22 protein-coding genes are annotated in these 23,508 nt (G+C 69.2%); 9 read left to right on the plus strand and 13 right to left on the minus strand.

The features are described from left to right. Nucleotides 1–90 precede the first annotated feature (90 nt). Nucleotides 91–963: an RNA polymerase sigma factor SigI gene (sigI, locus tag AC5Y6X_RS16580; protein ID WP_499987587.1), complete on the plus strand. Its 873-nt coding sequence runs from the start codon at nucleotides 91–93 to the stop codon at nucleotides 961–963. 13 nt (nucleotides 964–976) lie between these two features. On the opposite strand, the gene AC5Y6X_RS16585 is transcribed toward sigI, so the two are convergent. Continuing rightward, nucleotides 977–2,098, minus strand: a complete 1,122-nt coding sequence (locus AC5Y6X_RS16585) for a MinD/ParA family ATP-binding protein (RefSeq protein WP_499987740.1) — start codon at nucleotides 2,096–2,098, stop codon at nucleotides 977–979. A gap of 560 nt (nucleotides 2,099–2,658) precedes the next feature. Between AC5Y6X_RS16585 and gltB the strand changes: the two genes are divergently transcribed. Both gltB and AC5Y6X_RS16595 read left to right on the plus strand, forming a co-directional pair. Further along, a complete protein-coding gene (gene gltB / locus AC5Y6X_RS16590; RefSeq protein ID WP_499987741.1) occupies nucleotides 2,659–7,254 on the plus strand; it encodes a glutamate synthase large subunit in 4,596 nt (1,531 codons plus the stop codon). Further along, nucleotides 7,247–8,713 carry a glutamate synthase subunit beta gene (locus AC5Y6X_RS16595; protein WP_499987589.1) on the plus strand — a complete coding sequence of 489 codons (1,467 nt, stop codon included), beginning with the start codon at nucleotides 7,247–7,249 and terminating at the stop codon, nucleotides 8,711–8,713. Before gltB ends, AC5Y6X_RS16595 begins: the two co-directional genes overlap by 8 nt. A 355-nt stretch (nucleotides 8,714–9,068) precedes the next feature. Here the strand turns inward: AC5Y6X_RS16595 and AC5Y6X_RS16600 are convergent, their stop codons facing one another. Further along, the gene (locus AC5Y6X_RS16600) at nucleotides 9,069–9,926 is read right to left on the minus strand and encodes an LLM class F420-dependent oxidoreductase (protein ID WP_499987591.1); all 858 of its coding nucleotides are present in this window, start codon (nucleotides 9,924–9,926) and stop codon (nucleotides 9,069–9,071) included. Nucleotides 9,927–9,976: 50 nt separating this feature from the next. Between AC5Y6X_RS16600 and AC5Y6X_RS16605 the strand changes: the two genes are divergently transcribed. The 3 genes from AC5Y6X_RS16605 to AC5Y6X_RS16615 are packed head-to-tail and all read left to right on the plus strand — an operon-like array spanning nucleotide 9,977 to nucleotide 11,986. Further along, nucleotides 9,977–10,408, plus strand: coding sequence for a hypothetical protein (locus tag AC5Y6X_RS16605; protein WP_499987592.1), 432 nt, complete (start codon nucleotides 9,977–9,979; stop codon nucleotides 10,406–10,408). 22 nt (nucleotides 10,409–10,430) lie between these two features. After that, nucleotides 10,431–11,435 carry a PHP domain-containing protein gene (locus AC5Y6X_RS16610; protein ID WP_499987594.1) on the plus strand — a complete coding sequence of 335 codons (1,005 nt, stop codon included), beginning with the start codon at nucleotides 10,431–10,433 and terminating at the stop codon, nucleotides 11,433–11,435. 44 nt (nucleotides 11,436–11,479) lie between these two features. After that, the gene (locus tag AC5Y6X_RS16615) at nucleotides 11,480–11,986 is read left to right on the plus strand and encodes a cupin domain-containing protein (RefSeq protein ID WP_499987596.1); all 507 of its coding nucleotides are present in this window, start codon (nucleotides 11,480–11,482) and stop codon (nucleotides 11,984–11,986) included. Nucleotides 11,987–12,002: 16 nt separating this feature from the next. Here the strand turns inward: AC5Y6X_RS16615 and dinB are convergent, their stop codons facing one another. After that, the gene (dinB, locus tag AC5Y6X_RS16620; RefSeq protein WP_499987598.1) at nucleotides 12,003–13,208 is read right to left on the minus strand and encodes a DNA polymerase IV; all 1,206 of its coding nucleotides are present in this window, start codon (nucleotides 13,206–13,208) and stop codon (nucleotides 12,003–12,005) included. 14 nt (nucleotides 13,209–13,222) lie between these two features. Beyond that, entirely contained in the window at nucleotides 13,223–13,867 is a 645-nt protein-coding gene (locus tag AC5Y6X_RS16625; protein ID WP_499987599.1) for a TetR/AcrR family transcriptional regulator, read from the minus strand. Between the two features lie 76 nt (nucleotides 13,868–13,943). On the opposite strand from AC5Y6X_RS16625, the gene AC5Y6X_RS16630 reads away from it, so the two are divergent. Beyond that, nucleotides 13,944–15,413 carry a flavin-containing monooxygenase gene (locus AC5Y6X_RS16630; RefSeq protein ID WP_499987600.1) on the plus strand — a complete coding sequence of 490 codons (1,470 nt, stop codon included), beginning with the start codon at nucleotides 13,944–13,946 and terminating at the stop codon, nucleotides 15,411–15,413. Here the strand turns inward: AC5Y6X_RS16630 and rraA are convergent. The 9 genes from rraA to AC5Y6X_RS16675 form a co-directional block, all read right to left on the minus strand. Continuing rightward, entirely contained in the window at nucleotides 15,410–15,895 is a 486-nt protein-coding gene (gene rraA / locus AC5Y6X_RS16635) for a ribonuclease E activity regulator RraA (RefSeq protein ID WP_324675860.1), read from the minus strand. The genes AC5Y6X_RS16630 and rraA overlap by 4 nt on opposite strands. Beyond that, a complete protein-coding gene (locus AC5Y6X_RS16640; RefSeq protein ID WP_499987602.1) occupies nucleotides 15,892–16,335 on the minus strand; it encodes an Rv3852 family protein in 444 nt (147 codons plus the stop codon). The genes rraA and AC5Y6X_RS16640 overlap by 4 nt, the downstream gene beginning before the upstream one ends. Nucleotides 16,336–16,429: 94 nt before the next feature. After that, the gene (locus AC5Y6X_RS16645; RefSeq protein ID WP_499987604.1) at nucleotides 16,430–16,939 is read right to left on the minus strand and encodes a copper resistance CopC family protein; all 510 of its coding nucleotides are present in this window, start codon (nucleotides 16,937–16,939) and stop codon (nucleotides 16,430–16,432) included. A 141-nt stretch (nucleotides 16,940–17,080) separates the two neighbouring features. Further along, entirely contained in the window at nucleotides 17,081–17,737 is a 657-nt protein-coding gene (locus AC5Y6X_RS16650) for a DUF6474 family protein (RefSeq protein ID WP_499987606.1), read from the minus strand. Nucleotides 17,738–17,860: 123 nt separating this feature from the next. Further along, nucleotides 17,861–18,259 (minus strand): transcriptional regulator, encoded by a 399-nt coding sequence (locus tag AC5Y6X_RS16655; RefSeq protein ID WP_499987608.1) that lies wholly within the window; start codon nucleotides 18,257–18,259, stop codon nucleotides 17,861–17,863. A gap of 448 nt (nucleotides 18,260–18,707) precedes the next feature. Further along, the gene (locus AC5Y6X_RS16660) at nucleotides 18,708–19,406 is read right to left on the minus strand and encodes a TMEM165/GDT1 family protein (protein ID WP_499987610.1); all 699 of its coding nucleotides are present in this window, start codon (nucleotides 19,404–19,406) and stop codon (nucleotides 18,708–18,710) included. A 217-nt stretch (nucleotides 19,407–19,623) separates the two neighbouring features. Beyond that, nucleotides 19,624–20,157, minus strand: a complete 534-nt coding sequence (locus AC5Y6X_RS16665) for a peptidase (protein ID WP_324675874.1) — start codon at nucleotides 20,155–20,157, stop codon at nucleotides 19,624–19,626. A 162-nt stretch (nucleotides 20,158–20,319) separates the two neighbouring features. Continuing rightward, complete coding sequence (locus tag AC5Y6X_RS16670; protein WP_324675876.1) at nucleotides 20,320–20,943, minus strand: superoxide dismutase; 624 nt, start codon at nucleotides 20,941–20,943, stop codon at nucleotides 20,320–20,322. Nucleotides 20,944–21,096: 153 nt separating this feature from the next. Continuing rightward, nucleotides 21,097–21,252 carry a hypothetical protein gene (locus AC5Y6X_RS16675; protein ID WP_499987613.1) on the minus strand — a complete coding sequence of 52 codons (156 nt, stop codon included), beginning with the start codon at nucleotides 21,250–21,252 and terminating at the stop codon, nucleotides 21,097–21,099. A gap of 394 nt (nucleotides 21,253–21,646) precedes the next feature. Here AC5Y6X_RS16675 and AC5Y6X_RS16680 point away from each other — a divergent pair, with 394 nt between their 5' ends. Further along, nucleotides 21,647–22,669 carry a DUF4328 domain-containing protein gene (locus tag AC5Y6X_RS16680; RefSeq protein WP_499987615.1) on the plus strand — a complete coding sequence of 341 codons (1,023 nt, stop codon included), beginning with the start codon at nucleotides 21,647–21,649 and terminating at the stop codon, nucleotides 22,667–22,669. Nucleotides 22,670–22,673: 4 nt separating this feature from the next. Continuing rightward, nucleotides 22,674–23,492, plus strand: coding sequence for a glycerophosphodiester phosphodiesterase (locus AC5Y6X_RS16685; RefSeq protein WP_324675881.1), 819 nt, complete (start codon nucleotides 22,674–22,676; stop codon nucleotides 23,490–23,492). Nucleotides 23,493–23,508 lie beyond the last annotated feature (16 nt).

The raw sequence follows: 23,508 nt of genomic DNA on the forward strand, positions 1-23,508 counted from the left end.
TGACGGCTTTTCACCAAGGACGGCGCGAAAGGTGGGAAAGTTACAACCGCAAACGCGTAACTTTTTGCGGCATCGGATCGTCGAAGGTTCATGGATCAGTCCCAGGCGGATGACCGGATCACCGAGGCGTGGCGTCAGCACCGTCCGTATCTGGTCAACCTCGGATACCAGATCATCGGTGACGTCGGTGACGCCGAAGACGTTGCGCAGGAAGCGTTTCTGCGGCTGTCCCGCGCCGACGTGGACGAGATCGACGATGTCCGCGGCTGGCTGACCGTGGTCACCAGCCGGCTGTGCCTCGACCAGGTGCGCTCGGCGCGCACGCGCTACGAACGGCCGGGTGAGGTCGACCAGCAGTCGTCGTCGCCGCAGCTTGATCCGGCCGACCGGGTCACCCTCGACGACGAGGTCCGCGCCGCGTTGCTGGAGGTCCTGCGCAGGCTCAGCCCCGGTGAGCGGGTGGCGTTCGTGCTGCACGACGTGTTCGGCGTCCCGTTCGACACGATCGCGGAAACGGTGGGCCGCCCCGTCGGCACCTGCCGCCAGCTGGCGCGGCGCGCGCGGGCCAAATTCGGCACGGCCCGGCCGAAATTGGGCGAGGTGGCCTCCGCCGAGCACCAGCTCGTCACCGAGAGGTTCATCACGGCGTGCGCCAACGGCGACATCGCCGCGTTGACCGCGGTGCTGGACCCGACGGTCTGGGGGGTGGGCACGGTCCTCGCCGACCCGGCGCCGCCCCCGCAGGTCAACCACGGGCCGCACGCGGTGGCCACCAACCTGCTGCGCTACCTGGGGCCGGAAGTCACGCTGGTGAGCGGTCCGGCCGGGCAACCGGTGCTGTTGGCGTTCGCGCAGCGCCGGCTCTTCGCCGCGATCGTGCTGACCATCCGGGGCCGCCTCGTCACGAAGATCGAAGCGATCGCCGACCCGTCGGCCCGGGCCGGAGCCGCCCCGCGGGCGTAGCGGTACCCGGGGCTCAGCTCCCGTCCGTGTCCGGCCGGCGATCGCGACCGGGCCGCGCGGCGAAATACCCTGCGACCGTTGCGGTTACCTGCAAAAATTTGCGGCGCGTCGCCGAGGCCATCTCGTGGGTGACGTCGATGACGCCGCCGGGCCGCAGGTGGGGGTCGAACGGCACCTCGACGACGGGCTGCCCGTGCTCGATGAACTCGCGCGCCAGCAATTCCCGGGTGCGCTTGTCGGCGTGGCCGTCGGAGTCGTTGAGCACCACGATGGTGTGGCGCAACAGCTCCGCCATGCCCTGATCCGACAGCCATTGAATCGTCCTGGCGGCCGCGGAGGCGCCGTCGGCCCACGGCGACGAGACCACGATCAGCGCGTCCAGGTCGCGCAGCACCTCCTGGGTGACCGGCGAGTCCATGGTCGAGCCGCAGTCGATGACCGAGATGGTGAAATGGCGGTCCAGCCGCAACGCGGCCTCCCGGTAGATCGCGGGATCCAGCACCCGCCGCGGGCCGGACGCCGGTTCGCCGGCCAGCACGTGCAGCCCGGTGGAATTGCGGCCGACCCGCTCGATGACGTCGGTGAAGGAGCGCAGGTTCTTGTCCGACGTGATTTCCCAGAAGGAGGCCGTCGAGTGCGGGTCGATGCGGCTGCTCAGCCGGCCGAAGGCGGTGTCGGCGTCGATCGCCACCACGTGATCCTGCGGGCGGAGCTCGGCGAGAAGCGATCCGACGCTGGCGGCGACCGACGTCTTCCCCACGCCGCCCTTGCCCACCACGCCGACCTTGTAGTTGCCGCGCAGCCCGGTCCGGATGGCCGCCTCGAACTGCGCCTCCTCGCGTTGCGCGGCCGACGGGCCCGGCTTGACCAGACCGAAGGTGACCAGGCGGAGGATGCGGCGCCAGCCGCGCTCGGGCAGCTCCGCCGTCACGGGGGCCGCGGGTGCGGTGGGTCGCGGCGGCAACCGGGACGGCGCGGGCGGGCGCGGGGCCGATGGGGTCGACGGGGCCGACGGGGCCGGCGGGCGCGGCGCGGCGGGTCTCGACGGGGCCGGGGGGACGCCCGGGCGTGCCGCGGGGGTGGTGGGGCGGCCGGGCTGCAGGCGGTTCCGCAAGAATTCGTCGCGCTCGTTCATGGGCTCCTCGGTGCGATGCGAGCGATCGTCGCGTGTGCGGCTGACCACGGCGAACTCCCGAAAGTGATGAGGCCCGCGGTCCCGCCGCCGTCCAGTATCACCTCCGGCGTCGCCTTGGAACCCCATCAATTCCGCGCAAACGCCACTCAGCGCCATTGTGCTGCGCCGGGCGGAACCGCAGCAAACTGCGGCCCGCGGCGATGTGGCGAGCGGCACGGCGCACCGGAGCGGGTGGCCGGCCGATCAGCCGCACCAAAACAGCATGTCGCGCCGGTGCCGGACGCCGCCCGCAGCGAATTTACGCTGCCGGTAGCCGCCAGGCTAGACTTAGGGAAGTTGGCATGTCAGGCGGTTTTTGTCATATCGTTTTACGACTTGTCGAGACCGGGTACTCGCCACCGTTCAGCGCAGCACGGACGATTCCCTGACCGGAACACTTCCGCCTGGGGGACAGCCTATCGACAAGACCGAAGGGGCTCAGCCCGCAACCTCCGGGTGCGGCCCCGTCGGAGCCGCAGACAACGGTCGTGCAGAAAGTTCTGGTGAAGGGTCAGGTGCGTATGACGCCCAAGCGCGTAGGGTTGTACAACCCCGCGTTCGAGCACGATTCGTGCGGGGTAGCCATGGTCGTCGACATGCACGGCCGCCGTAGCCGCGACATCGTGGACAAGGCGATCACCGCGCTGCTCAACCTCGAACACCGTGGCGCTCAGGGCGCCGAGCCGCGCAGCGGCGACGGCGCCGGCATCCTGATCCAGGTCCCCGACGCGTTCCTGCGCGAGGTCGTGGACTTCGAGCTGCCCGCGGCGGGCAGCTACGCGACCGGCATCGCGTTCCTGCCGCAGTCGTCCAAAGACGCCGCGGCCGCCTGCGCCGCGGTGGAGAAGATCGCCGAGTCCGAGGGCCTGCAGGTGCTGGGCTGGCGAAACGTGCCGACCGACGACTCGTCGCTGGGCGCGTTGTCCCGCGACGCGATGCCCACCTTCCGGCAGGTGTTCATCGCGGGCGCCTCCGGCATGACGCTGGAGCGCCGCGCCTACGTCGTCCGCAAGCGCGCCGAGCACGAGCTCGGCACCAAGGGCCCGGGCCAGGACGGACCGGGCCGCGAAACCGTCTACTTCCCCAGCCTCTCGGGCCAGACGCTGGTCTACAAGGGCATGCTCACCACCCCGCAGCTCAAGGCGTTTTACCTTGACCTGCAGGACGATCGGCTGACCAGCGCCCTGGGCATCGTGCACTCCCGGTTCTCCACGAACACATTCCCGTCGTGGCCGCTGGCCCACCCCTACCGTCGCATCGCGCACAACGGCGAGATCAACACCGTCACCGGCAACGAGAACTGGATGCGCGCCCGCGAGGCGCTGTTTCACACCGACATCTTCGGGTCCTACGACGACGTCGAGAAGCTGTTCCCGATCTGCACCCCGGGTGGCTCCGACACCGCCCGCTTCGATGAGGCGCTGGAGCTGCTGCACCTGGGTGGGCGCAGCCTGCCGCACGCGGTGCTGATGATGATCCCCGAGGCCTGGGAACGCAACGAGTCGATGGACCCGGCGCGGCGGGCGTTCTACCAGTACCACGCGTCGCTGATGGAGCCGTGGGACGGCCCGGCGTCGATGACCTTCACCGACGGCACCATCGTGGGCGCGGTGCTCGACCGCAACGGCCTGCGTCCGTCGCGGATCTGGGTGACCGACGACGGGTTGGTGGTCATGGCTTCCGAGGCCGGCGTGCTGGACCTGGACCCGTCGACGGTGGTGAAGCGGATGCGACTGCAGCCGGGCCGGATGTTCCTGGTGGACACCAAGCAGGGCCGCATCGTCTCCGACGAGGAGATCAAGGCGGAGCTGGCCGCCGAGCACCCCTACCAGGAGTGGCTCGAGAAGGGCCTGGTCCCGATCGACAAGCTGCCGGCGGGCGAGTACGTGCGGATGCCGCACGAGCGACTTGTCCGGCGGCAGCAGACATTTGGCTACACCTACGAGGAGCTCAACCTGTTGGTGGCGCCGATGGTCCGCACCGGCGCCGAGCCGATCGGATCGATGGGCACCGACACCCCGGTGGCGGTGCTGTCGCAGCGGCCGCGGATGCTCTACGACTACTTCCACCAGCTGTTCGCTCAGGTGACCAACCCGCCGCTGGACGCCATCCGCGAAGAGGTGGTGACCAGCCTGCAGGCCACCACCGGCGGGGAGCGCGACCTGCTCACCCCGACGGAGCTGTCCTGTCACCAGATCTGGCTGCCGCAGCCGATTCTGCGGAATTTCGAGCTGGCCAAGCTGGTCAACCTCAACCCCGAGGACGAAGTCAACGGACGGCCACACGGCTTGCGCTCCAAGGTGATTCGCTGCCTGTACCCGGTCGCCGAGGGCGGTGCGGGGCTGGCGGCCGCGCTGGACGAGGTGCGGGCCCGGGCCTCGGCTGCGATCGCCGACGGCGCGCGGGTCATCATCCTGTCCGACCGTGGGTCCGACGACACGATGGCGCCCATCCCGTCGCTGCTGGCGGTGTCGGCGGTGCACCACCACCTGGTGCGCGATCGCACCCGCACCCACGTAGGTCTGGTCGTGGAATCCGGTGACGCCCGCGAGGTTCACCACATGGCGATGCTGATCGGCTTCGGCGCCGCGGCGGTCAACCCGTACCTGGCCTTCGAGTCGATCGAGGACATGCTCGACCGCGGCGTCATCGAGGGCGGCACGAACGGGATCGACCGCAACACCGCGCTGAACAACTACATCAAGGCCGCCGGCAAGGGTGTGCTGAAAGTGATGTCCAAGATGGGCATTTCGACGCTGGCCTCCTACACCGGCGCGCAACTGTTCCAGGCGGTGGGCATCTCCGAGGACGTGCTCGACGAGTACTTCACCGGGCTGAGCTGCCCGACCGGCGGCATCACGCTGGACGACATCGCCGCCGACGTCGCCACCCGGCACCAGCTGGCGTACCTGGACCGGCCCGACGAGCGCGCCCACCGCGAGCTCGAGGTGGGCGGCGAGTACCAGTGGCGCCGCGAGGGTGAGTACCACCTGTTCAACCCGGAGACCGTGTTCAAGCTGCAGCACGCCACCCGCACCGGCCAGTACAAGATCTTCAAGGACTACACCCGCCTGGTCGACGACCAGAGCGAGCGGATGGCGTCGCTGCGCGGGTTGCTGAAGTTCCGTGCGGGCGTGCGCCCGCCGGTTCCGCTCGACGAGGTCGAGCCCGCCAGCGAGATCGTGAAGCGCTTCGCGACGGGCGCGATGAGCTACGGATCGATCTCCGCCGAGGCGCACGAGACGCTCGCCATCGCGATGAACCGCCTGGGCGGCCGCTCGAACTGCGGCGAGGGCGGCGAGGACGTCCGGCGTTTCGATCGCGACCCCAACGGCGATTGGCGCCGCAGCGCGATCAAGCAGGTCGCCTCGGCCAGGTTCGGCGTCACCTCGCACTACCTGACCAACTGCACCGACATCCAGATCAAGATGGCGCAGGGCGCCAAACCTGGTGAGGGAGGACAACTTCCGGGCCACAAGGTGTACCCGTGGGTCGCCGAGGTCCGGCACTCCACGCCCGGCGTCGGGCTGATCTCGCCGCCGCCGCACCACGACATCTACTCCATCGAGGACCTGGCGCAGCTGATCCACGACCTCAAGAACGCCAACCCCTCCGCGCGGGTGCACGTGAAGCTGGTCTCCGAGAACGGCGTGGGCACCGTGGCCGCGGGCGTGTCCAAGGCGCACGCCGACGTGGTGCTGATCTCGGGACACGACGGCGGCACCGGCGCGACCCCGCTGACGTCGATGAAGCACGCGGGCGCGCCGTGGGAGCTGGGCCTGGCCGAGACGCAGCAGACGTTGCTGCTCAACGGTTTACGCGACCGGATCGTGGTCCAGGTGGACGGCCAGCTCAAGACCGGCCGCGACGTGATGATTGCCGCGCTGCTGGGCGCCGAGGAATTCGGCTTCTCCACGGCGCCGCTGGTGGTCGCCGGCTGCATCATGATGCGGGTGTGCCACCTCGACACCTGCCCGGTCGGCGTGGCCACCCAGAACCCGGTGCTGCGGGAGAGGTTCACCGGAAAGCCCGAATTCGTGGAGAACTTCTTCATGTTCATCGCCGAGGAAGTCCGGGAGTACATGGCGCAGTTGGGCTTCCGCACCTTCAACGAGGCCGTGGGGCAGGTGGGATCGCTCGACACCACGCTGGCCCGGGCGCATTGGAAGGCGCACCGGCTGGACCTGACGCCGGTGCTGCACGAGCCGGAGTCGGCGTTCATGAACCAGGACCTGTACTGCAGCTCGCGCCAGGATCACGGCCTGGACAAGGCGCTCGATCAGCAGCTGATCGTGATGAGCCGCGAGGCGCTGGATTCGGGCAAGCCGGTGCGGTTCTCCACCACCATCGGCAACGTCAACCGCACCGTCGGCACCATGCTCGGCCACGAGCTGACGAAAGCCTATGGCGGCCAAGGCCTGCCGGACGGGACCATCGACATCACCTTCGAGGGATCGGCGGGCAACAGCTTCGGCGCGTTCGTGCCCCGGGGGATCACACTGCGCGTCTACGGCGACGCCAACGACTACGTCGGCAAGGGCCTGTCGGGTGGCCGGATCGTGGTGCGGCCGTCCGACAACGCGCCGCCGGACTATGTCGCCGAGGACAACATCATCGGCGGCAACGTGATCCTGTTCGGGGCCACCAGCGGGGAGGCCTACCTGCGCGGCGTGGTCGGCGAACGGTTCGCGGTCCGCAACTCCGGCGCGCACGCGGTGGTCGAGGGCGTCGGCGATCACGGCTGCGAGTACATGACCGGAGGCAAGGTGGTCATCCTCGGCCGCACCGGCCGCAACTTCGCGGCGGGCATGTCCGGCGGCGTCGCCTACGTCTACGACCCGGACGGCGAATTCACGCAGAACCTCAACGCCGAGATGGTCGAGCTCGAGAGCCTCGACGAGGACGACGTCGAGTACCTGCACGGCACGATCCAGGCGCACGTCGATGCCACGGATTCCGCCGTCGGGCAGCGGATTCTGGCCGACTGGCCCGGGCAGCAGCGGCATTTCGCCAAGGTGATGCCGCGGGACTACAAGCGGGTGCTGCAGGCCATCGCCGAAGCCGAGCGCGACGGCGTGGATGTCGACAAGGCGATCATGGCGGCCGCGCATGGCTGATCCGACCGGCTTCCTGAAATACACGCATCGGGAATTGCCGAAGCGCCGGCCTGTCCCGCTGCGGTTGCGGGACTGGAACGAGGTCTATGAAGACTTCGACGAGAAGACCCTGCGGGAGCAGGCAACCCGCTGCATGGACTGCGGTATTCCCTTCTGCCACAACGGATGTCCGCTGGGCAACCTGATCCCGGAGTGGAACGACCTGGTGCGCCGGGGCCGCTGGCGCGACGCGATCGAGCGGCTGCACGCCACCAACAACTTCCCCGACTTCACCGGCCGGTTGTGCCCGGCGCCGTGCGAGCCGGCGTGTGTGCTCGGCATCAACCAGGATCCGGTGACCATCAAGCAGATCGAGCTGGACATCATCGACCGGGCCTTCGAGGAAGGCTTCGTGGTGCCGCTGCCCCCGCACAAGCTGACCGGAAAGTCGGTCGCCGTGGTGGGCTCGGGCCCGGCGGGCCTGGCCGCCGCCCAGCAGCTGACGCGCGCCGGCCACAGTGTGACCGTCTTCGAGCGCGACGACCGCATCGGCGGGCTGCTGCGCTACGGCATCCCGGAATTCAAGATGGAAAAGCGCGTCCTGGACCGGCGGCTGGACCAGATGCGCGCCGAGGGGACCGAATTCAAGACCAGCGTCAACGTGGGGGTGGACATCACCGCCGAGCAGCTGCGCGCCGATTTCGACGCGGTGGTGCTGGCCGGCGGCGCCACCGCCTGGCGCGACCTGCCCGTTCCGGGACGCGAACTGGACGGCATCCACCAGGCGATGGAGTTCCTGCCCTGGGCCAACCGTGTGCAGGAGGGCGACGACGTCCTCGGTCCGGACGGGCAGCCGCCGATCACCGCCAAGGGCAAGAAGGTCGTCATCATCGGCGGCGGTGATACCGGGGCCGACTGCCTGGGCACCGTGCACCGGCAGGGCGCGGTCGCGGTGCACCAGTTCGAGATCATGCCGCGTCCGCCGGACGAACGCGCCGAATCCACCCCGTGGCCGACCTACCCGCTGATGTACCGGGTGTCGGCGGCGCACGAGGAGGGCGGCGACCGGGTGTTCTCGGTCAACACCGAGGAGTTCGTCGGCAAGGACGGGCACGTCACCGCGCTCAAGGCGCACGAGGTGACGATGCAGGACGGCAAGTTCGTCAAGGTCGAGGGTTCCGATTTCGAACTCGAGGCCGACCTGGTGCTGCTGGCGATGGGATTCGTCGGCCCGGAGAAGGCCGGCCTGCTCACCGACCTCGGCGTCGAGTTCACCGAGCGCGGCAACGTCGCGCGCGGCGCCGACTTCGACACCTCGGTCCCCGGTGTGTTCGTTGCCGGCGACATGGGTCGCGGGCAGTCGCTGATCGTGTGGGCGATCGCCGAGGGCAGGGCCGCCGCGGCGGGCGCGGACCGGTATCTGATGGGTGCGACGGCGCTGCCGGCGCCCATCAAGCCGACGGCCGTGCCGCTTCAGTAAGTCACATCAGAAATCACACCAGCCCCAATAGAAACACTGATATCAAATTTCGGCGTTTCTGCCCACGTTTGCCAGCGCACGGGTGTCTAATGGGCCGTTGTGGGCTTCGTCACAGGGGGAGTCCCGTGGAACGGACCGATCGCAGGAGTGATCACTGTGCATATCAACCCAGTACCTCGGTCGCGGATGGGGCGAATCGCCTGGTCATGGTTTCGTCACCCGATGAAGAGCCGAGAGTTTCCCGCCAAGCAAGAGCGTCTGGTCACCGCTGAAGAGCTGATGGCTTTCGGGGTGTAGCCGATCAGCGCTCGCGTCCGGGGTTTGCCCGGCGCGTTTGCTCAGCGTTACCAAATCGTTATTGCGACCCGTCCCACAGTCCCGAATCCCGGATCGCCTCCGCCAACGGCTCCAGGACGGCGGGGTCGTGCGGCGGTGAGATGTACGCGATGCCGAGGTCGAGTCCTTCGGCGGCCAGCCCCGCGGCGTCCTCGATGACCTTCCCGTAGTTGCGGTCGGGCCCCAGGAACAGGTGCGCCGACAGGGTGATCTCCTTGGGATCGCGCCCGATGTCCGCGCAGCACGCGGCCAGCACGTCGCGCTTGCGCGCGAACTCCTCGGGCGTGCCGCCCGCGAAATTCCAGTGCTGGGCGTAGCGCGCCGTGATCGGCAGGGTGCGCTTCTCCCCGCTGCCCCCGATGCAGATGGGCGGGTGCGGGCGTTGCGGCCCTTTGGGTTCGTTGCGGGCGCCGTTGAGCTGGTAGTACTTGCCGGCGAAGTCGGTGGTGTGGTCGCTGAGCAGGCTGATGAGCACCGCGCAGGCCTCCTCGAACCGGTCGAAACGTTCCTTGACGGAGCCCAGCTCGATGCCGTAGGCGCCCGACTCCTCCTCGTTCCACCCGGCGCCGATCCCGAGTTCGAGGCGTCCGTCGGAGATGATGTCGAGCGCGGCGGCCATGTTGGCCAGCACGGCGGGGTGCCGGTAGTGGATGCCCGTGACCAGTGTGCCCAGCCGCAACCGCCCGGTGGCCTGCGCCAGCGCGGTCAGCGTCGTCCAGCCCTCCAGGCAGGGGCCGGCGCTGTCGGAGAAGATCGGATAGAAGTGGTCGAAGGTCCACCCGGACTCGTAGACGTCGATGTCGTCGGCGGCCCGCCACACGGCGAGCATGTCGGCCCAGGTGGTGTTTTGGGGTGAGGTCTTGAAAGCGAATCGCATATCCCCGACGTTAGCCGGGCTTTATTAAGGGCAACTAAACTCCTGACACCATGACGTGCGCGCTCGGAATCGACACCAAGGTCACCCTGCTGGCGGCCGGGCTGATCTTTCTGCTCGCGCTGGTTCTCGGCGTCTGGAAGTACCGGCAGATCATGGCCGCCGAGGACCACCGGGCCCATCCCTATGTCGACATCGCGCACCGGGCGGCGTTGCTCTATTCGTTCGCGACGCTGCTGCTCGCGGTGTTCGTCGAATTCAGCGCGTGGCCGGCCCGGGTCAACCTGACGGCGGCGATGGTTGCCGTGTTCTTCTTCGTCGCGGCCATCGCCAGCTACATCCACCACGGCGCGCGCCGCGACACCACCAACCAGTTCGAAAACGCCGACCGTCGGCTGCGGGCGGAGATGGCGGCGCTCATCGTCGGGGAGATCGGCGGCTTCGGCGTGATCCTCGCCGGGTTCGTCGCCGGGCAGTTCTGGTGATCCGGCCGGGCACACTGGAGTCATGGATCCGGTAATCGCGCTGCGGCGCATCGCCTATTACAAGGACCGGAGCCGTCAGGACCCCAAGCGCGTCATGGCCTACCGCAGGGCGGCCGACATCATCGAGGGCCTCGACGACGCCGCGCGGGAACGCCACGGGCAGGCCAACAGCTGGCAGACGCTGCCCGGCATCGGCCCCAAGACCGCGAAGGTCATCGCGCAGGCCTGGGCCGGCCGCGAACCCGACGCGCTGATCGAATTGCGCTCTGCCGCAACCGATCTCGGTGGTGGCGAGGTGCGCGCCGCGCTGCGCGGAGATCTGCACCTGCATTCCAACTGGTCCGACGGCTCGGCGCCGATCGAGGAGATGATGGCCACCGCGGCGGAGCTGGGCCACGAGTATTGCGCGTTGACCGACCATTCGCCGCGGCTGACGATCGCCAACGGGCTCTCGCCGGAGCGGCTGCGCGCCCAGCTGGACGTGATCGACAGGTTGCGCGACGAGTTCGCGCCGATGCGCATCCTCACCGGCATCGAGGTCGACATCCTCGAGGACGGCAGCCTGGACCAGGAGCCCGCGCTGCTGGAGCGCCTCGACGTGGTGGTGGCCAGCGTGCACTCGAAGCTGTCGATGGACGCCGACGCGATGACGCGGCGCATGGTGCGCGCCGTGTCCGACGGCCACGCCGACGTGCTCGGCCACTGCACCGGCCGGCTGGTAGCCGGGAACCGCGGGATCCGGCCCGAGTCGAAGTTCGACGCCGAGGCCGTGTTCACCGCCTGCCGCGATCACGGCACCGCCGTGGAGATCAACTCCCGCCCCGAACGCCGCGACCCGCCCACCCGGCTGCTGAACCTGGCGCTGGAGATCGGCTGCCTGTTCAGCATCGACACCGACGCGCACGCCCCCGGCCAGCTCGATTTCCTGGGCTACGGCGCCCAGCGCGCGCTGGACGCCGGCGTGCCGGTGGACCGGATCGTCAACGCCTGGCCGGCCGAGAAGCTCTTGGAGTGGACGGGTTCATAGGCTGCTCTGGACGGCGATGAGGCGCTCGGTGTGTGATCTGGACCATGACCTTTCACAGCGACACCGGCATGCCGGGCAGCCCCGCGGTCCTCACGCCGGAGGTTCAGCGGGCGGTGTGGTTTCTGGGCGGACTGATCCGCATACGCGCCGGGGCAGACGCGACGGCCCGAAACCTGGCAGTGCTGGAACACCAGGGTGAGCGCGGCTACGGCAGTCCCGTGCACCGGCATCTGGCCGACGACGAAACCTTCTTTGTGATCGACGGTGAACTGCGCGTGGAGGTGAGCGGCGAGGCGCACGCCGTAGGGGCGGGAGCGGTCGCATTCCTGCCACGCCAGCTCCCGCATGGGTTCGTGGTCACCAGCCCGCAGGCCCGGTTCCTCACCCTGCACACGCCAGCGGGTTTCGACCGGTTCACGCTCGCCGCCGGATCACCGGTCACCGGCACGGTGACGGGCCCACCGGATGAGGTGCCGCCCGACCCCGCCGCTCTCGCCGAACTGGCCGCTTCCTATGGCATCGAGGTCGTCGGGCCGCCTCTCTCGCCATGAAAGACGTCGTAAAAACTCAGTCGGGCAGGTGGGGCATCTCCAGGCCGGTGTCGCGGCCGAGCAACACCGCGGGCGTCAGCGCGGACCGGCCGTAGCGACTGCGCACCCGGTCGATCGCGGCGTCGATCGCGAGTCGGCCTTCGCCCTCGCCGAACGGCAGCATCAGCTGCTGAGCGCCGGTGCGATCGATTCCCGACACCGCGAAGCCGACCAGGGTCAGCCCGCGCTCGGCGATCAGCGGGCCCGCCGCCACGACCAGCCGCCGGGCGGCGGCCAGGATCGGCTGCGTCGACGACGTGGCCCACGGCAGCGTGTGCGACCGGGTCGCCCGGCCGAAGTCGTCGAACCGCAGCCGCAGCACCACCGTGCGACCGGTGCGCCCGGCGGCGCGCATCCGGGTGGTGATCCGGTCGATCAGGCCGACCACCACCGCGTCGACCTCGGCGGGGGACATGCGGTTGCCGGCCGCGCCCAGCGCCCGCTGGGCGCCCACCGACCGGCGCCGGGCCCCGGTGGTCACCCGACGGCGGTCGATATTGCGCGACAGCGCAAACAGCTGGCGGCCCATCGCGGCGCCGAGCAACGAGGCCAGCGTCGACTCGCTGAGCTCGGCGACGTCGGCGACGGTCGCGATGCCGTGCGCGGTCAGCTTGTCGGCGGTCACCGCGCCCACGCCCCACAGCCGGCGCACCGGCAGCGGGCGCAGGAAGGCCAGCTCGCGATCCGTCGGCACCAGCAGCAGGCCGTCGGGCTTGGCCTCCCGGCTGGCGACCTTGGCCAGGAACTTGGTCCGCGCGACCCCGACCGTGATGGGCAGTCCCACGCGATCGCGCACCTGGGTGCGCAGCCTGCGAGCGATCTGCAGCGGCGGGCCGGACACCCGGGCCAGGCCGCCGACGTCGAGGAACGCCTCGTCCACCGACACCGCCTCCACGATCGGTGTGACGTCGCGAAACACCTCGAAGACGGCGTCGCTGGCGCGGGTGTACGCGGTCATCCGCGGCGGCACCACGACGGCGTGCGGACACAGCCGGCGCGCCTGCGACCCGCCCATCGCGGTGCGCACGCCGTAGGCCTTGGCCTCGTAGCTGGCGGCCAGCACGACTCCGCCGCCGACGATCACCGGACGGCCACGCAGCGTCGGGTCGTCGCGCTGCTCCACGGACGCGTAGAACGAGTCGAGATCCGCGTGCAGGATGGACGCATCACACCGCACGAACACATGTTCGCACGGGGTTACGACAGTCGGCCGGACTCGCCGTAGATGCTGCTGACCCAGACGTGGGTGAGGGTGTCGACGACCCGGTCCGGGTCGACGGCCGGGGTCTCGGCGGACAGCGCGGCCATCATGGTGCGCTCGTTCATCTGGTTCAGCGAGGTCGCCAGGTCCGCGGCCGGGACGGTCTCCGGTGCGGCGCCGCGGGCCCGTTCGGCGGTGATCATGGCCGCCGTCTGATCGATCCACTTCTGCATGAACCCCGACCAGACGCTGCGCAACTCGGAACTGGTGGCCAGCGCCTCCCTGGCGGCGCGGCTCAGCGCAGGCTGCGAGGCGAACGCGGTGTAAAACGCCTTGATGCCGTGGCGCCATGCCCGGAGCGGGTCCGCGGGTAGCCGCGCAATAGCGTCAGCGATCTCCGCGTCGGCACTCGCGATCACCGGCTCGAGCAGCGACAGCAGCACCGCCTCCTTGGACTTGAAATAGAAGTAGAAGGTGGGCCGCGACAGGCCGGCGCCCCTGGCCAGGTCGTCGACCGAGATGTCGGCGAACGAGCGCTCCTCGAGCAGTCGCTCGGCGGTCGCGAGGATGGCCTGCTCGCGGTCGTCGCCCGAGGGGCGGATGGAGCGGCGGCCGCGCAGGGCGCGGGTCGGGCTGGTCACGGCCGCTACTTTACACGGTGTTGAGTATTTCGACAGAGTGTTGACCGACTCGACGCGACGTTGATAGCGTGGCGGAATGACCGAGCACCTTGACGTCGTGATCGTGGGCGCCGGAATCTCCGGCGTGAGCGCGGCCTGGCACCTGCAGGACCGCTGCCCGACCAAGAGCTACGCCATCCTGGAGAAGCGTGCCGCCATGGGGGGCACCTGGGACCTTTTCCGTTACCCGGGCATTCGCTCCGACTCCGACATGTACACGCTGGGCTTCCGGTTCCGGCCGTGGACCGAGCGCCAGGCCATCGCCGACGGCGGGCCGATCCTCGACTACGTCAAGGACACCGCCGCGATGTACGGCATCGACCAGCACATCCGGCTCAACCACAAGGTGGTCGGCGCCGACTGGTCCAGCGCGGACAACCGCTGGACCCTGCAGATCGAAAGCGACGGCACGGCGAAGACCATCACCTGCACTTTCCTGTTCCTGTGCAGCGGCTACTACAACTACGAGCAGGGCTACGCGCCGAGGTTCGAGGGCGCGGAGGACTTCACCGGCCCGATCATCCATCCGCAGCACTGGCCCGAGGACCTCGACTACGCCGGCAAGAACATCGTCGTGATCGGCAGCGGCGCCACCGCGGTCACGCTGATCCCCGCGCTGGCGGAGTCGGGTGCGGGGCACGTCACGATGCTGCAGCGGTCACCGACCTACATCGTCTCCCAGCCCAAGCGCGACAAGTTCGCCGAACGGCTCAACCGCTGGCTGCCCGAGACGCAGGCGTACACCGTGGTTCGCTGGAGGAACGTGCTGCGGCAGGCGGCGCTGTACGCGGCCTGTCAGAAGTGGCCGCGGCGGATGCGGAAGATCCTGCTCGGCTTTGTGCGCCGCCAGCTTCCCGAGGGCTACGACGTGCAGAAGCACTTCGGCCCGAACTACAACCCGTGGGATCAGCGGCTGTGCCTGGTGCCCAGCGGCGACCTGTTCCGCGCCATCCGGCACGGGCAGGCCGACGTGGTCACCGACACCATCGACCGGTTCACCCCAACCGGCATCCGGCTCAACTCGGGTCAGGAGCTGCCGGCCGACATCATCATCACCGCAACGGGTTTGAACCTGCAGCTGTTCGGTGGGGCGACGGTGAGCGTCGACGGGACGCCGGTGGACCTGACCAAGGCGATGGCCTACAAGGGCATGATGCTGTCCGGGCTGCCGAACATGATCTACACGGTGGGATACACCAACGCGTCGTGGACGCTCAAGGCCGACCTGGTGTCGGAGTTCGCATGCCGGCTGCTGAACTACATGGACGACAACGGTTTTGACACCGTGGTGGTCGAGCATCCGGGTTCCGATGTCGAGGAGCGCCCGTTCATGGAGTTCACCCCGGGCTACGTGCTGCGCTCGCTGGACGAGTTGCCCAAGCAGGGCTCACGCACGCCGTGGCGGCTGAACCAGAACTACGTGCGCGACATTCAGCTGATCCGGCGCGGCAAGATCGCCGACGAAGGCCTGCGGTTCGCGAAAAAGCCCGTGACGGTGGCGGTTTAGTCACCCGGCGCGACGACGACGATGCCGTCGTCGTCGCTGTAGGCGGTATCGCCGGGCACGAAAATCACACCACCCAGGCTGATTTCGACGCCGCGCTCGCCGGCGCCGGTCTTGGTGCTCTTGCGGGGATTGGTGCCCAGCGCCTTGATGCCGATGTCGATGTCGCGCAGCGCCGCGGCGTCTCGCACCGCCCCGTTGACGATCAGCCCGGCCCAGCCGTTGGAGCGCGCCAGTTCGGCGATGACGTCGCCGACAAGCGCGGTGTGCAGGGAACCGGCCCCGTCGATCACCAGGACCCCGCCCGCACTGCGCTGCGAGAGCACCGATTTCAGCAGCGCATTGTCCTCGAAGCAGCGCACGGTGTTGATGGGCCCGGCGAATTGCGCGCGGCCCCCGAACTGGCGGAACTGGAGGTCGCAGCTGCGAACGTCGGGCCCGATGCTGTCTACGAGGTCGGCGGTCGGCCGGAACGACGCGGTCAACGACGCCGCAGTTGCCGCACCAACAGGATCGCCAGGAGGCTGAGCGCCAGGGCGACCAGCACCGGCACCGGCAACGGGCTCGCGGTGGGTGCCGGAACGTCGGCGGGAAGCGGGTTGTTCGCGCGGTCGACCGTTGACTTCGCCTGCGCCGCAGCATCTTTCGCGGCGGCCAGTTGGCCGTTGGTTTCGATCCGCTGCTGGGTGGGTTCCGGGGTCTTGGCAGGCGCCTTCTTGGCGGGGGCTTTCTTGGCAGGTGATTTCTTGGCCGCCTTATTGGCGGGGGCCTTCTTCGCGGCCGCCTTCTTGGCCGGCGCCTTCTTGGCGGGCGCTTTCGCGGCCTTCTTGACCGGCTCGTTGACCGGCTCGGCGGGGGGCTTGTTCTCCGGCGGTGTCGATGCGCCGTCGGGCTCGCTGTTGGGGTGATCCTGAGGGTCTGCCATGCGGCCGCTCCTTTGCAGCTTTGTCTCTAGCGCACCGGGTCGTCGCGTCCCATCATGCCAGGGCGCCCACCGGGCGCCTCGGTGAGCGGGCCGGTCACGGCCTGCGCCGGACCGCCCAGAGGGCGCCCGCGGCGACGAGCGCCACCGCTACCACCACAAACGGCCAGACCGGGAACGCACCGCCGGTGTCGGTCGCGGCGGCCGGCCCCGGGGTGCCGCTGCCCGGCACCGCCAGCCGAAACGACCAGGAGCCGGACACCACGTGGCCGTCGGCCGACGTCACCCGGTAGTTCACCGTATAGGTCCCCGATGGCCCGAGCGGTCGCACGCCGACGCCGACCACCGCGCCCTGCACCGTCGGCTCCCCCGTCGACCACACGTTGCCGTCGGGCCCGACGACCGTCATGGCCGCGAACGTGGTCTGCAGCCGCTCGTTGAAGGTGGCGCTGACCCGGTCGGGACCTGTCGTCAGGACCGCATTTTCCGCCGGTTCGGCGGACACGCGCGCGGCGTGCGCCAGCGCCACGTGCGCGTTCAGGATCGCGGTCAGTGCCAGGGCGGCCAACAGCAGCCCCGCCCACGCGACACCCGCCGCTCGCCTCATGCTCGTCGGCGCACCAGCACCAGCAAGAAGCCCAGCGCGCCCAGCACCAGGGCCGCCCCGCCCAGCAGGCGGGCGGTGATGTCCGGCGATCGCGGCGCGCGAAACCCAGCCGTCGTCGAATACCATGTCCGGCAACCGCTTTCAGGTCAACCCGAGCCGGGCCATCAGGTCCGCCTCGATCCCGTCGAGCTGCGACGAGATCGCGCCGTGGGCGGTCCGGCGGCGCGCCGCCGGCATGTTCTCGGCGGCGGTGACGGCCGCCGAAAGGTCGGTGAGCCGTTCGCCGATGGCGGCGACGAACTGCTTGGTCTCGGCGTCCTTGGGCTTTTTCTCCTGCACCATCCGCAACGACTTCTCCGCCCCGGCGATCCGCGCCGACAGCTCGGCGCCGCGCCCCGAGAACTGGCCGATCTGAGCCAACGGAACCCCCAGCCGGTCCGCCCGGCGCTGGTCGATCAGCGCGCGGGCGGACATCGCGGCCCGGTAGATCAGGGGGGCCAGGATCGGGGCGAGCAACCGGGACACGGTCAGCAGCCGGCGGATGCGCGTGGGCGACAGCAGCTTTCCCTCCCGCGCCGCCTTGAGCTCGGCCTCGGCGACCTTGACCGCCGCGCGGTCGCTGTCCCGCTGCGCCTTGATCTGGGCCTTGAGCGCCTTGTCCGCGGCGCGCAGGTCGCCCTTGATGCGGCGGGCCTCGTTCTTGGCGGCCAGCCGGGCCTCGAGCCTGGCGCGGTGCTTGATCGCGCGGGCTTCGGCGCGGCGCGTGGCGCGACTCTTTCGCTTGCGGAACAGGGCCATTCCCGGCCGCCTCCCGGTATCTCGTGGACTATCGCTCTCGCGTGTACGCGATCCGTGAGCCAACCCTAATGGGAATGGACCGGCGGCAGCCGTTCAGGTCGGGCTGCGCCGCCTCGGTGTGCTTTAGGCGCCGAGCTGCTCTTTACGGCGCAGCTCGTTGACCCGCTCCGCGACGTCCTGCTGGGCTTCGGGAGACAATTCGGCGGCCCCCATCGCGATGCGGCGCACACCGTCGTCGCGCATCGTGGCAAGCCACGACAATTCCTTGTCGAGCTTTTCGTAGTACTCGTCGTCAGTGAAGTACGCCGACTTGATGCGGAAGAAGTTTGCCAACGCCGCCATGGTGGCCGTCGACGGGTTCGTCCGGTTGCCGGAACGTAGCTGCGACAGGTAGGGAGCCGACATCGTGATGCCCTCCGCCTTGAGCGCCGCGATCACCTCCGCGGAGGTGTGCGGCCCGCGTCCGGGTGGATAAACCGTGTCGAACAGGCGGTTCAGGCGGGCGGCGAACGTCGTGCTCATCGATATGACCTCCACTGGGCTGTAGAAGTGAACTGTTACCTATGCATATTTGCTCATGGTAGCGAGCGCCTGAGTACGCGACCAAGTGCAAACCCTAGCGGTTTTGGTGGCGGCGTTGCTGGCGCCCGCCAATTCCTCACTGGACGAGCGTCTAACTGATTCGCTGGGGTGTCCACTAAATATCCGAAACTCACAGGTTATCCGCAGAATCGGGGTGCGGTGCCGAAGTGGCGGGCCAGCGGGTTGGGGCCCGGCCCGGAGGCCGCACCGATCGTGCTGGCCGATCGCACCGCGATCGGCAGGCAACTTGACCCCATCGAACGGCAGATTTGCTGCCAGGTCTGCAAAGCGGCGGCTGAACGGACCGTAGGTACAGCGCACCTGCCCACGGAGATACCTCTGGGGGCGGCTGCCGGCCGGGGCCGGGGAGCGGTAGTGCCGTCAGCAGCTAGGCGATGTCCGGTGACCTCCCGGTGATCGAGACTTCGGTTCGGCGGCGCTGTCGCAGAGTTTGCGCGGCCGCGGCCGCCGCGGCGGCCAGCACCACCATCGCGGATGCCGAGATTGCTAGCGGCCGCTGGCCCAGCGCGCCGTCGAACAGCATCCACAGGCCGAACATCAGGAAGAGCAGGCTGGCCAGCATGTGCAGCAGCTGCTGGGGCAGTCGGCGATTCAGCAGCGCGCCCACGCCGATCGCCAGGGCGTCGGCCACGACCATGCCCACCGTCGAGCCGATCCACACGCCGCGCCAGTCCTGGTCGCTGGCCAGCGCGAGGGTGGCCAGCGTCGTCTTGTCGCTCATTTCGGCGAGCACGAACGACGAGATCACGGCGACGAGCGCGAAGCGCGGCTCGGCCGGGCTCGAGACGGCCTCGTCCTTGGTCGTGCCCTCGCGCCACGCCCACACCGCGAAGATCAGGAACGCGACCGCGGAAGCGAACCCCAGCGGGCGCGCCGGCAGCGCGGCGCCCAGGAAGTGGCCGACGGTCACCGAGACCCCGTGCCCGCCGAACGACGCGATCCCGACCCCGATCAGCACCACCCACCAGCGGCAGCGCAGCGCGTAGGTCAGGGCGATGAGCTGAGAGCGGTCGCCGAGTTCGGCGAGGAAAACCACCCCGAGGCTTAACAGCGTGGCGGCGAGCATGCGGGACGACCTTTCGACGCGTTGTCGACGACCAAGTCGCCGAACATCGGTCGAAGGTCTCGCCCACCGATCCGTTCGGACCGGTTCGCCGGCCGGGCTGTGCGCCAGTATGTCGACTCGACGATTCGGGGCTACTCCCCTTCGCTGACCGTCTCAGGCTAACGGGCTGATCCGGCGGGCGCCAGCGCGCGGAGAAAGTTCGGGAATCCGAAATCCCTTATGCGGCAAGCAGCATCGCCAGGATCGCGGTGTCGGGATGGCTGATCGGGTCGACGCCGACGCGGCTCACCATGGACGTGATGGTGCCGTCGGCCTCGGCTTCCACCCAGGCCGCGCGGTGCTCCAGCCCCAGATACGGCAATCCCGGAAGCAGCACGCATCCGGACGCGGCGCCCGTGCACTCCGGCAACGACGGCATGGTTTCCGACGGCGGGTGCAGCATCAGCAGCGCCGGGGGCTGATGGTCGGCGAAATACCCTGGCGGGATTGCCGATTCACCGAAGACGGTGCCCTCGGCCAGGACCAGGCCGACGGTGCCCGGCTCGGGTTCGTCGGGCAGCTCCTCGCGGGCGCCGAACACCGTTGTGGTGGAGAGCAATCCGGGCAGGGAGGCCACCCGGACCGCGACCATCAGCAGCTGGGCCCATTCCTTGGTCGAGTCGGGCCAACGCCCGGAGATGACGAACCCCTTGAGCGCGCCGCGGGCATGGAACGGGGCGACCCCTATCGGTCCGCTCGACCCTGTGTCCACCTCGACCTCCGCGCGACGCCTTCCTCCGAAATAACCACGCTGGCAGCTCGAATAACTAAGAATGCCTGCGGTTTAGGCGCGTTGCAACTCGACACGGCCGGTGGCCTCGGGCAAAGACAGGGGCGCCACGGATGCCCGTGACGCCCCAGCCCGGAAACGGCCTCAGCCGGCGATCAACCCCTTGGTCTTCGAGGTCGCGGCGGCGTAGCGGTCCTGCACGTCCGCCCAGTTGACGACGTTCCAGAACGCCTTGGCGAAATCGACCTTGACGTTCTTGTACTGCAGGTAGAAGGCGTGCTCCCACATGTCGAGCAGCAGCAGCGGCACGATGCCGAGCGGGAAGTTGGACTGGTGGTCGTACACCTGGAAGACCAGCAGCTTGTTGCCGAGGGTGTCCCAGCCCAGCGCCGCCCAGCCCGACCCCTGCACGGTGGTCGCCGCGGCATGGAATTGGGCGCGGAAGTTGTCGAAGGACCCGAACGCGTCGTCGATGGCCGCGGCGAGCTCGCCGGTCGGCTTGTCGCCGCCGTTGGGCGACAGGTTCTTCCACCAGATGGTGTGGTTGACGTGTCCGCCGAGGTTGAACGCGAGGTTCTTCTCGTTCAGCAGGATGGCGGCATGGTCTCCCTTGGAGCGGGCCTCCTCCAGCTTTTCCAGGGCGTCGTTGGCGCCCTTGACGTAGGTGGCGTGGTGTTTATCGTGGTGCAGCTCGTTGATCTGGCCGGAGATGTGCGGTTCCAGCGCTCCGTAGTCCCAGTCCAAATCGGGCAGGGTGTATACAGCCACGGCATTCCTTTCTTCGGTGCATCGTTGGTGATCGGACGCTCATCGCGCGGGGCTGCCACGCGGCGGCCAGCCATGATCAACCCTGCTCCATGAGCGCGCCCGCCGCAAGAAACGGCTAGTAGCCGGTAACCCCGATATCCGTTCGGCGAAACGTCACGACAAGACGATGATGGCGAGAACCGCCAGTAATGCCAGCGCGATCAGGCCGGCCCGCAGGCACGCGACGCTGTAGCTATGGCTCCAGGTGGGCGAGCCGGAATACGAGTTCGAGGGGCCCGATGATCCCGGACCGAACGAATGCGTGGCCATCAATCGCCTTCCACCAGCACGTTCACCCGCCTCCAGTGAGGTGAGTCACAACGACGTTTTCGTGATGGCGATCATAACGCGTCGCGGCGGGCATGAAAAACGCGGCGGGCGCACCCGCCCGCCGCGGTCGCGGGTGCTTAGCTGGGCAATCCATTTCGCTCGGACCCCGTGCCGGGCTGTCGATAGCGCGCCGAAACCACCCGGTGTTATCCACAGTCGCGGCCCGGGTGCACCGGCTGAGGCAGTGCAGATGGCGTTTGTACCCGAAAGACCGGTGTGGATAAACCTGTGGAAACTGTGGATAGCCTCAAGCGATCGTTCACGTTGCGGACGCCTCGCGGCGCACCCGGTCCGCGCCGCCGGCCCGGCTCGCCGCCGGAGCTACGCTGGTCCGGTGATCCAGGCGTGCTCCCAGTGCGGCACTCGGTGGAACGTGCGCGACCGGCGGCGCGAATGGTGCCCCCGCTGTCGCGGCGCGCTGATGGCGCCCCTGGCGGATCCGCCCCCCGCCGGCCCACAGTGGGGCACCCGCGGTGTCCCGCCGGCGCCGCCGCGGCCGGCCGGGTGGCAGCGCACCCCGCCCCGGCTGCCGCCGGGCTTCCGGTGGATCGCGGTGCGCCCCGGTGCCGCACCGCCCGCGCGGCGCCGGCGACGGCCCCTCGGGCCCACCCCGCGCTACACCGTGATCCCGCGCTGGGGGTTGGCCGACCGCGTCGAGCAGGCCCCCGCGGGGGCCGAAACCCCAACGCTGACAGGGCCATCGGTCGCGTCGGTGCGCACCAGCATCTTCGTCGGCGTGCTGGTGCTCGGCATCGCGGCCCTGGTGTACGTCGTGCGGTACGTGCTGTTGATCGTCAACCGGAACACGTTGCTGAACACGGTGGTGGCCGTCGCGGCCGACTGGCTCGGGATCCTGGCCAGCGTGGCGGCGCTCGCGGCGGTGATCACCGCCGGGGTGATGCTGATCCGCTGGCTCATCGCGCGCCGGGCCGCGGTGTTCTCGCACCATCGGATGCCGGAGCCGCGCTCCGTGCGCGCGCTGTGGGCCGGCTGTGTGGTGCCGCTGGCCAACCTGCTGTGGGCGCCGGTGTTCGTCATCGAGCTGGCGACGATGGAGGAGCACTACCACCGGCTGAAGAGACCGATCCTGGTGTGGTGGATCGCGTGGGTCGCCAGCTACACGGTTTCGACCTTCGCGATGGTCTCCAGCTTCGCCACCGACGCGCAGGGCATCGCCGACAACACCGTCATGATGGTGTTCGCGTATCTGCTCGCGGCGGTCACCGTGGCCGCCGCGGCCCGGGTGTTCGAGGGCTTCGTGCGCAAACCGGTCGAACGGCCCGCGCATCGCTGGGTCGTGGTGGACCCCGAGGACGCGGGTCAGGTTGAGTTGCGGGGGCAGGAACCGGCAGCATAGCGGTATGACATGGGCCGACGAGGTGCTCGCCGGGCACCCCTTTGTCGTGGCCCACCGCGGCGCGTCGGCCGCCCGCCCCGAACACACGCTCGCCGCATACGATCTCGCGCTCAAGGAGGGCGCCGACGGCGTCGAATGCGACGTGCGGCTGACCCGCGACGGCCACCTGGTTTGCGTGCACGACCGTCGGCTGGACCGGACGTCGACGGGGGCGGGGTTGGTCAGCACCATGACCCTGGCCCAGCTGCGCGAGCTGGAATACGGCGCGTGGCACGACAGCTGGCGCCCGGACGGCGCGCACGGCGACACCGGCCTGCTGACGTTGGACATGCTCGTCGGCCTCGTCCTGGACTGGCACCGGCCGGTGAAGCTCTTCGTCGAGACCAAGCACCCGGTCCGGTACGGCTCGTTGGTGGAGAGCAAGTTGTTGGCGCTGCTGCACCGCTTCGGCATCGCCTCGCCCGCGTCGGCCGACCGCTCGCGCGCGGTGGTGATGTCGTTTTCGGCGGCCGCGGTCTGGCGGATCCGGCGGGCCGCGCCGATGCTGCCGACGGTGCTGCTCGGACGGAACGCCCGCTATCTGGCCAGCAGCGCCGCCACCGCCGTCGGCGCCACCGCCGTCGGGCCGTCGCTGGCGGCGTTGAAGGAATATCCGCAACTCGTCGACCGCGCCATCGCCCAGGGCCGGGCGGTGTACTGCTGGAACGTCGACGAGTACGAGGACATCGACTTCTGCCGGGACGTCGGGGTGGCCTGGCTGGCCACGCACCACCCGGGCCGCACGAAAGCCTGGTTGCAGCACGCCCGCAGCGTCGGCGACTGAATCGGGCGCTCGGAAG

It is taken from the genome of Mycobacterium sp. NGS26 (genome assembly GCF_059813025.1).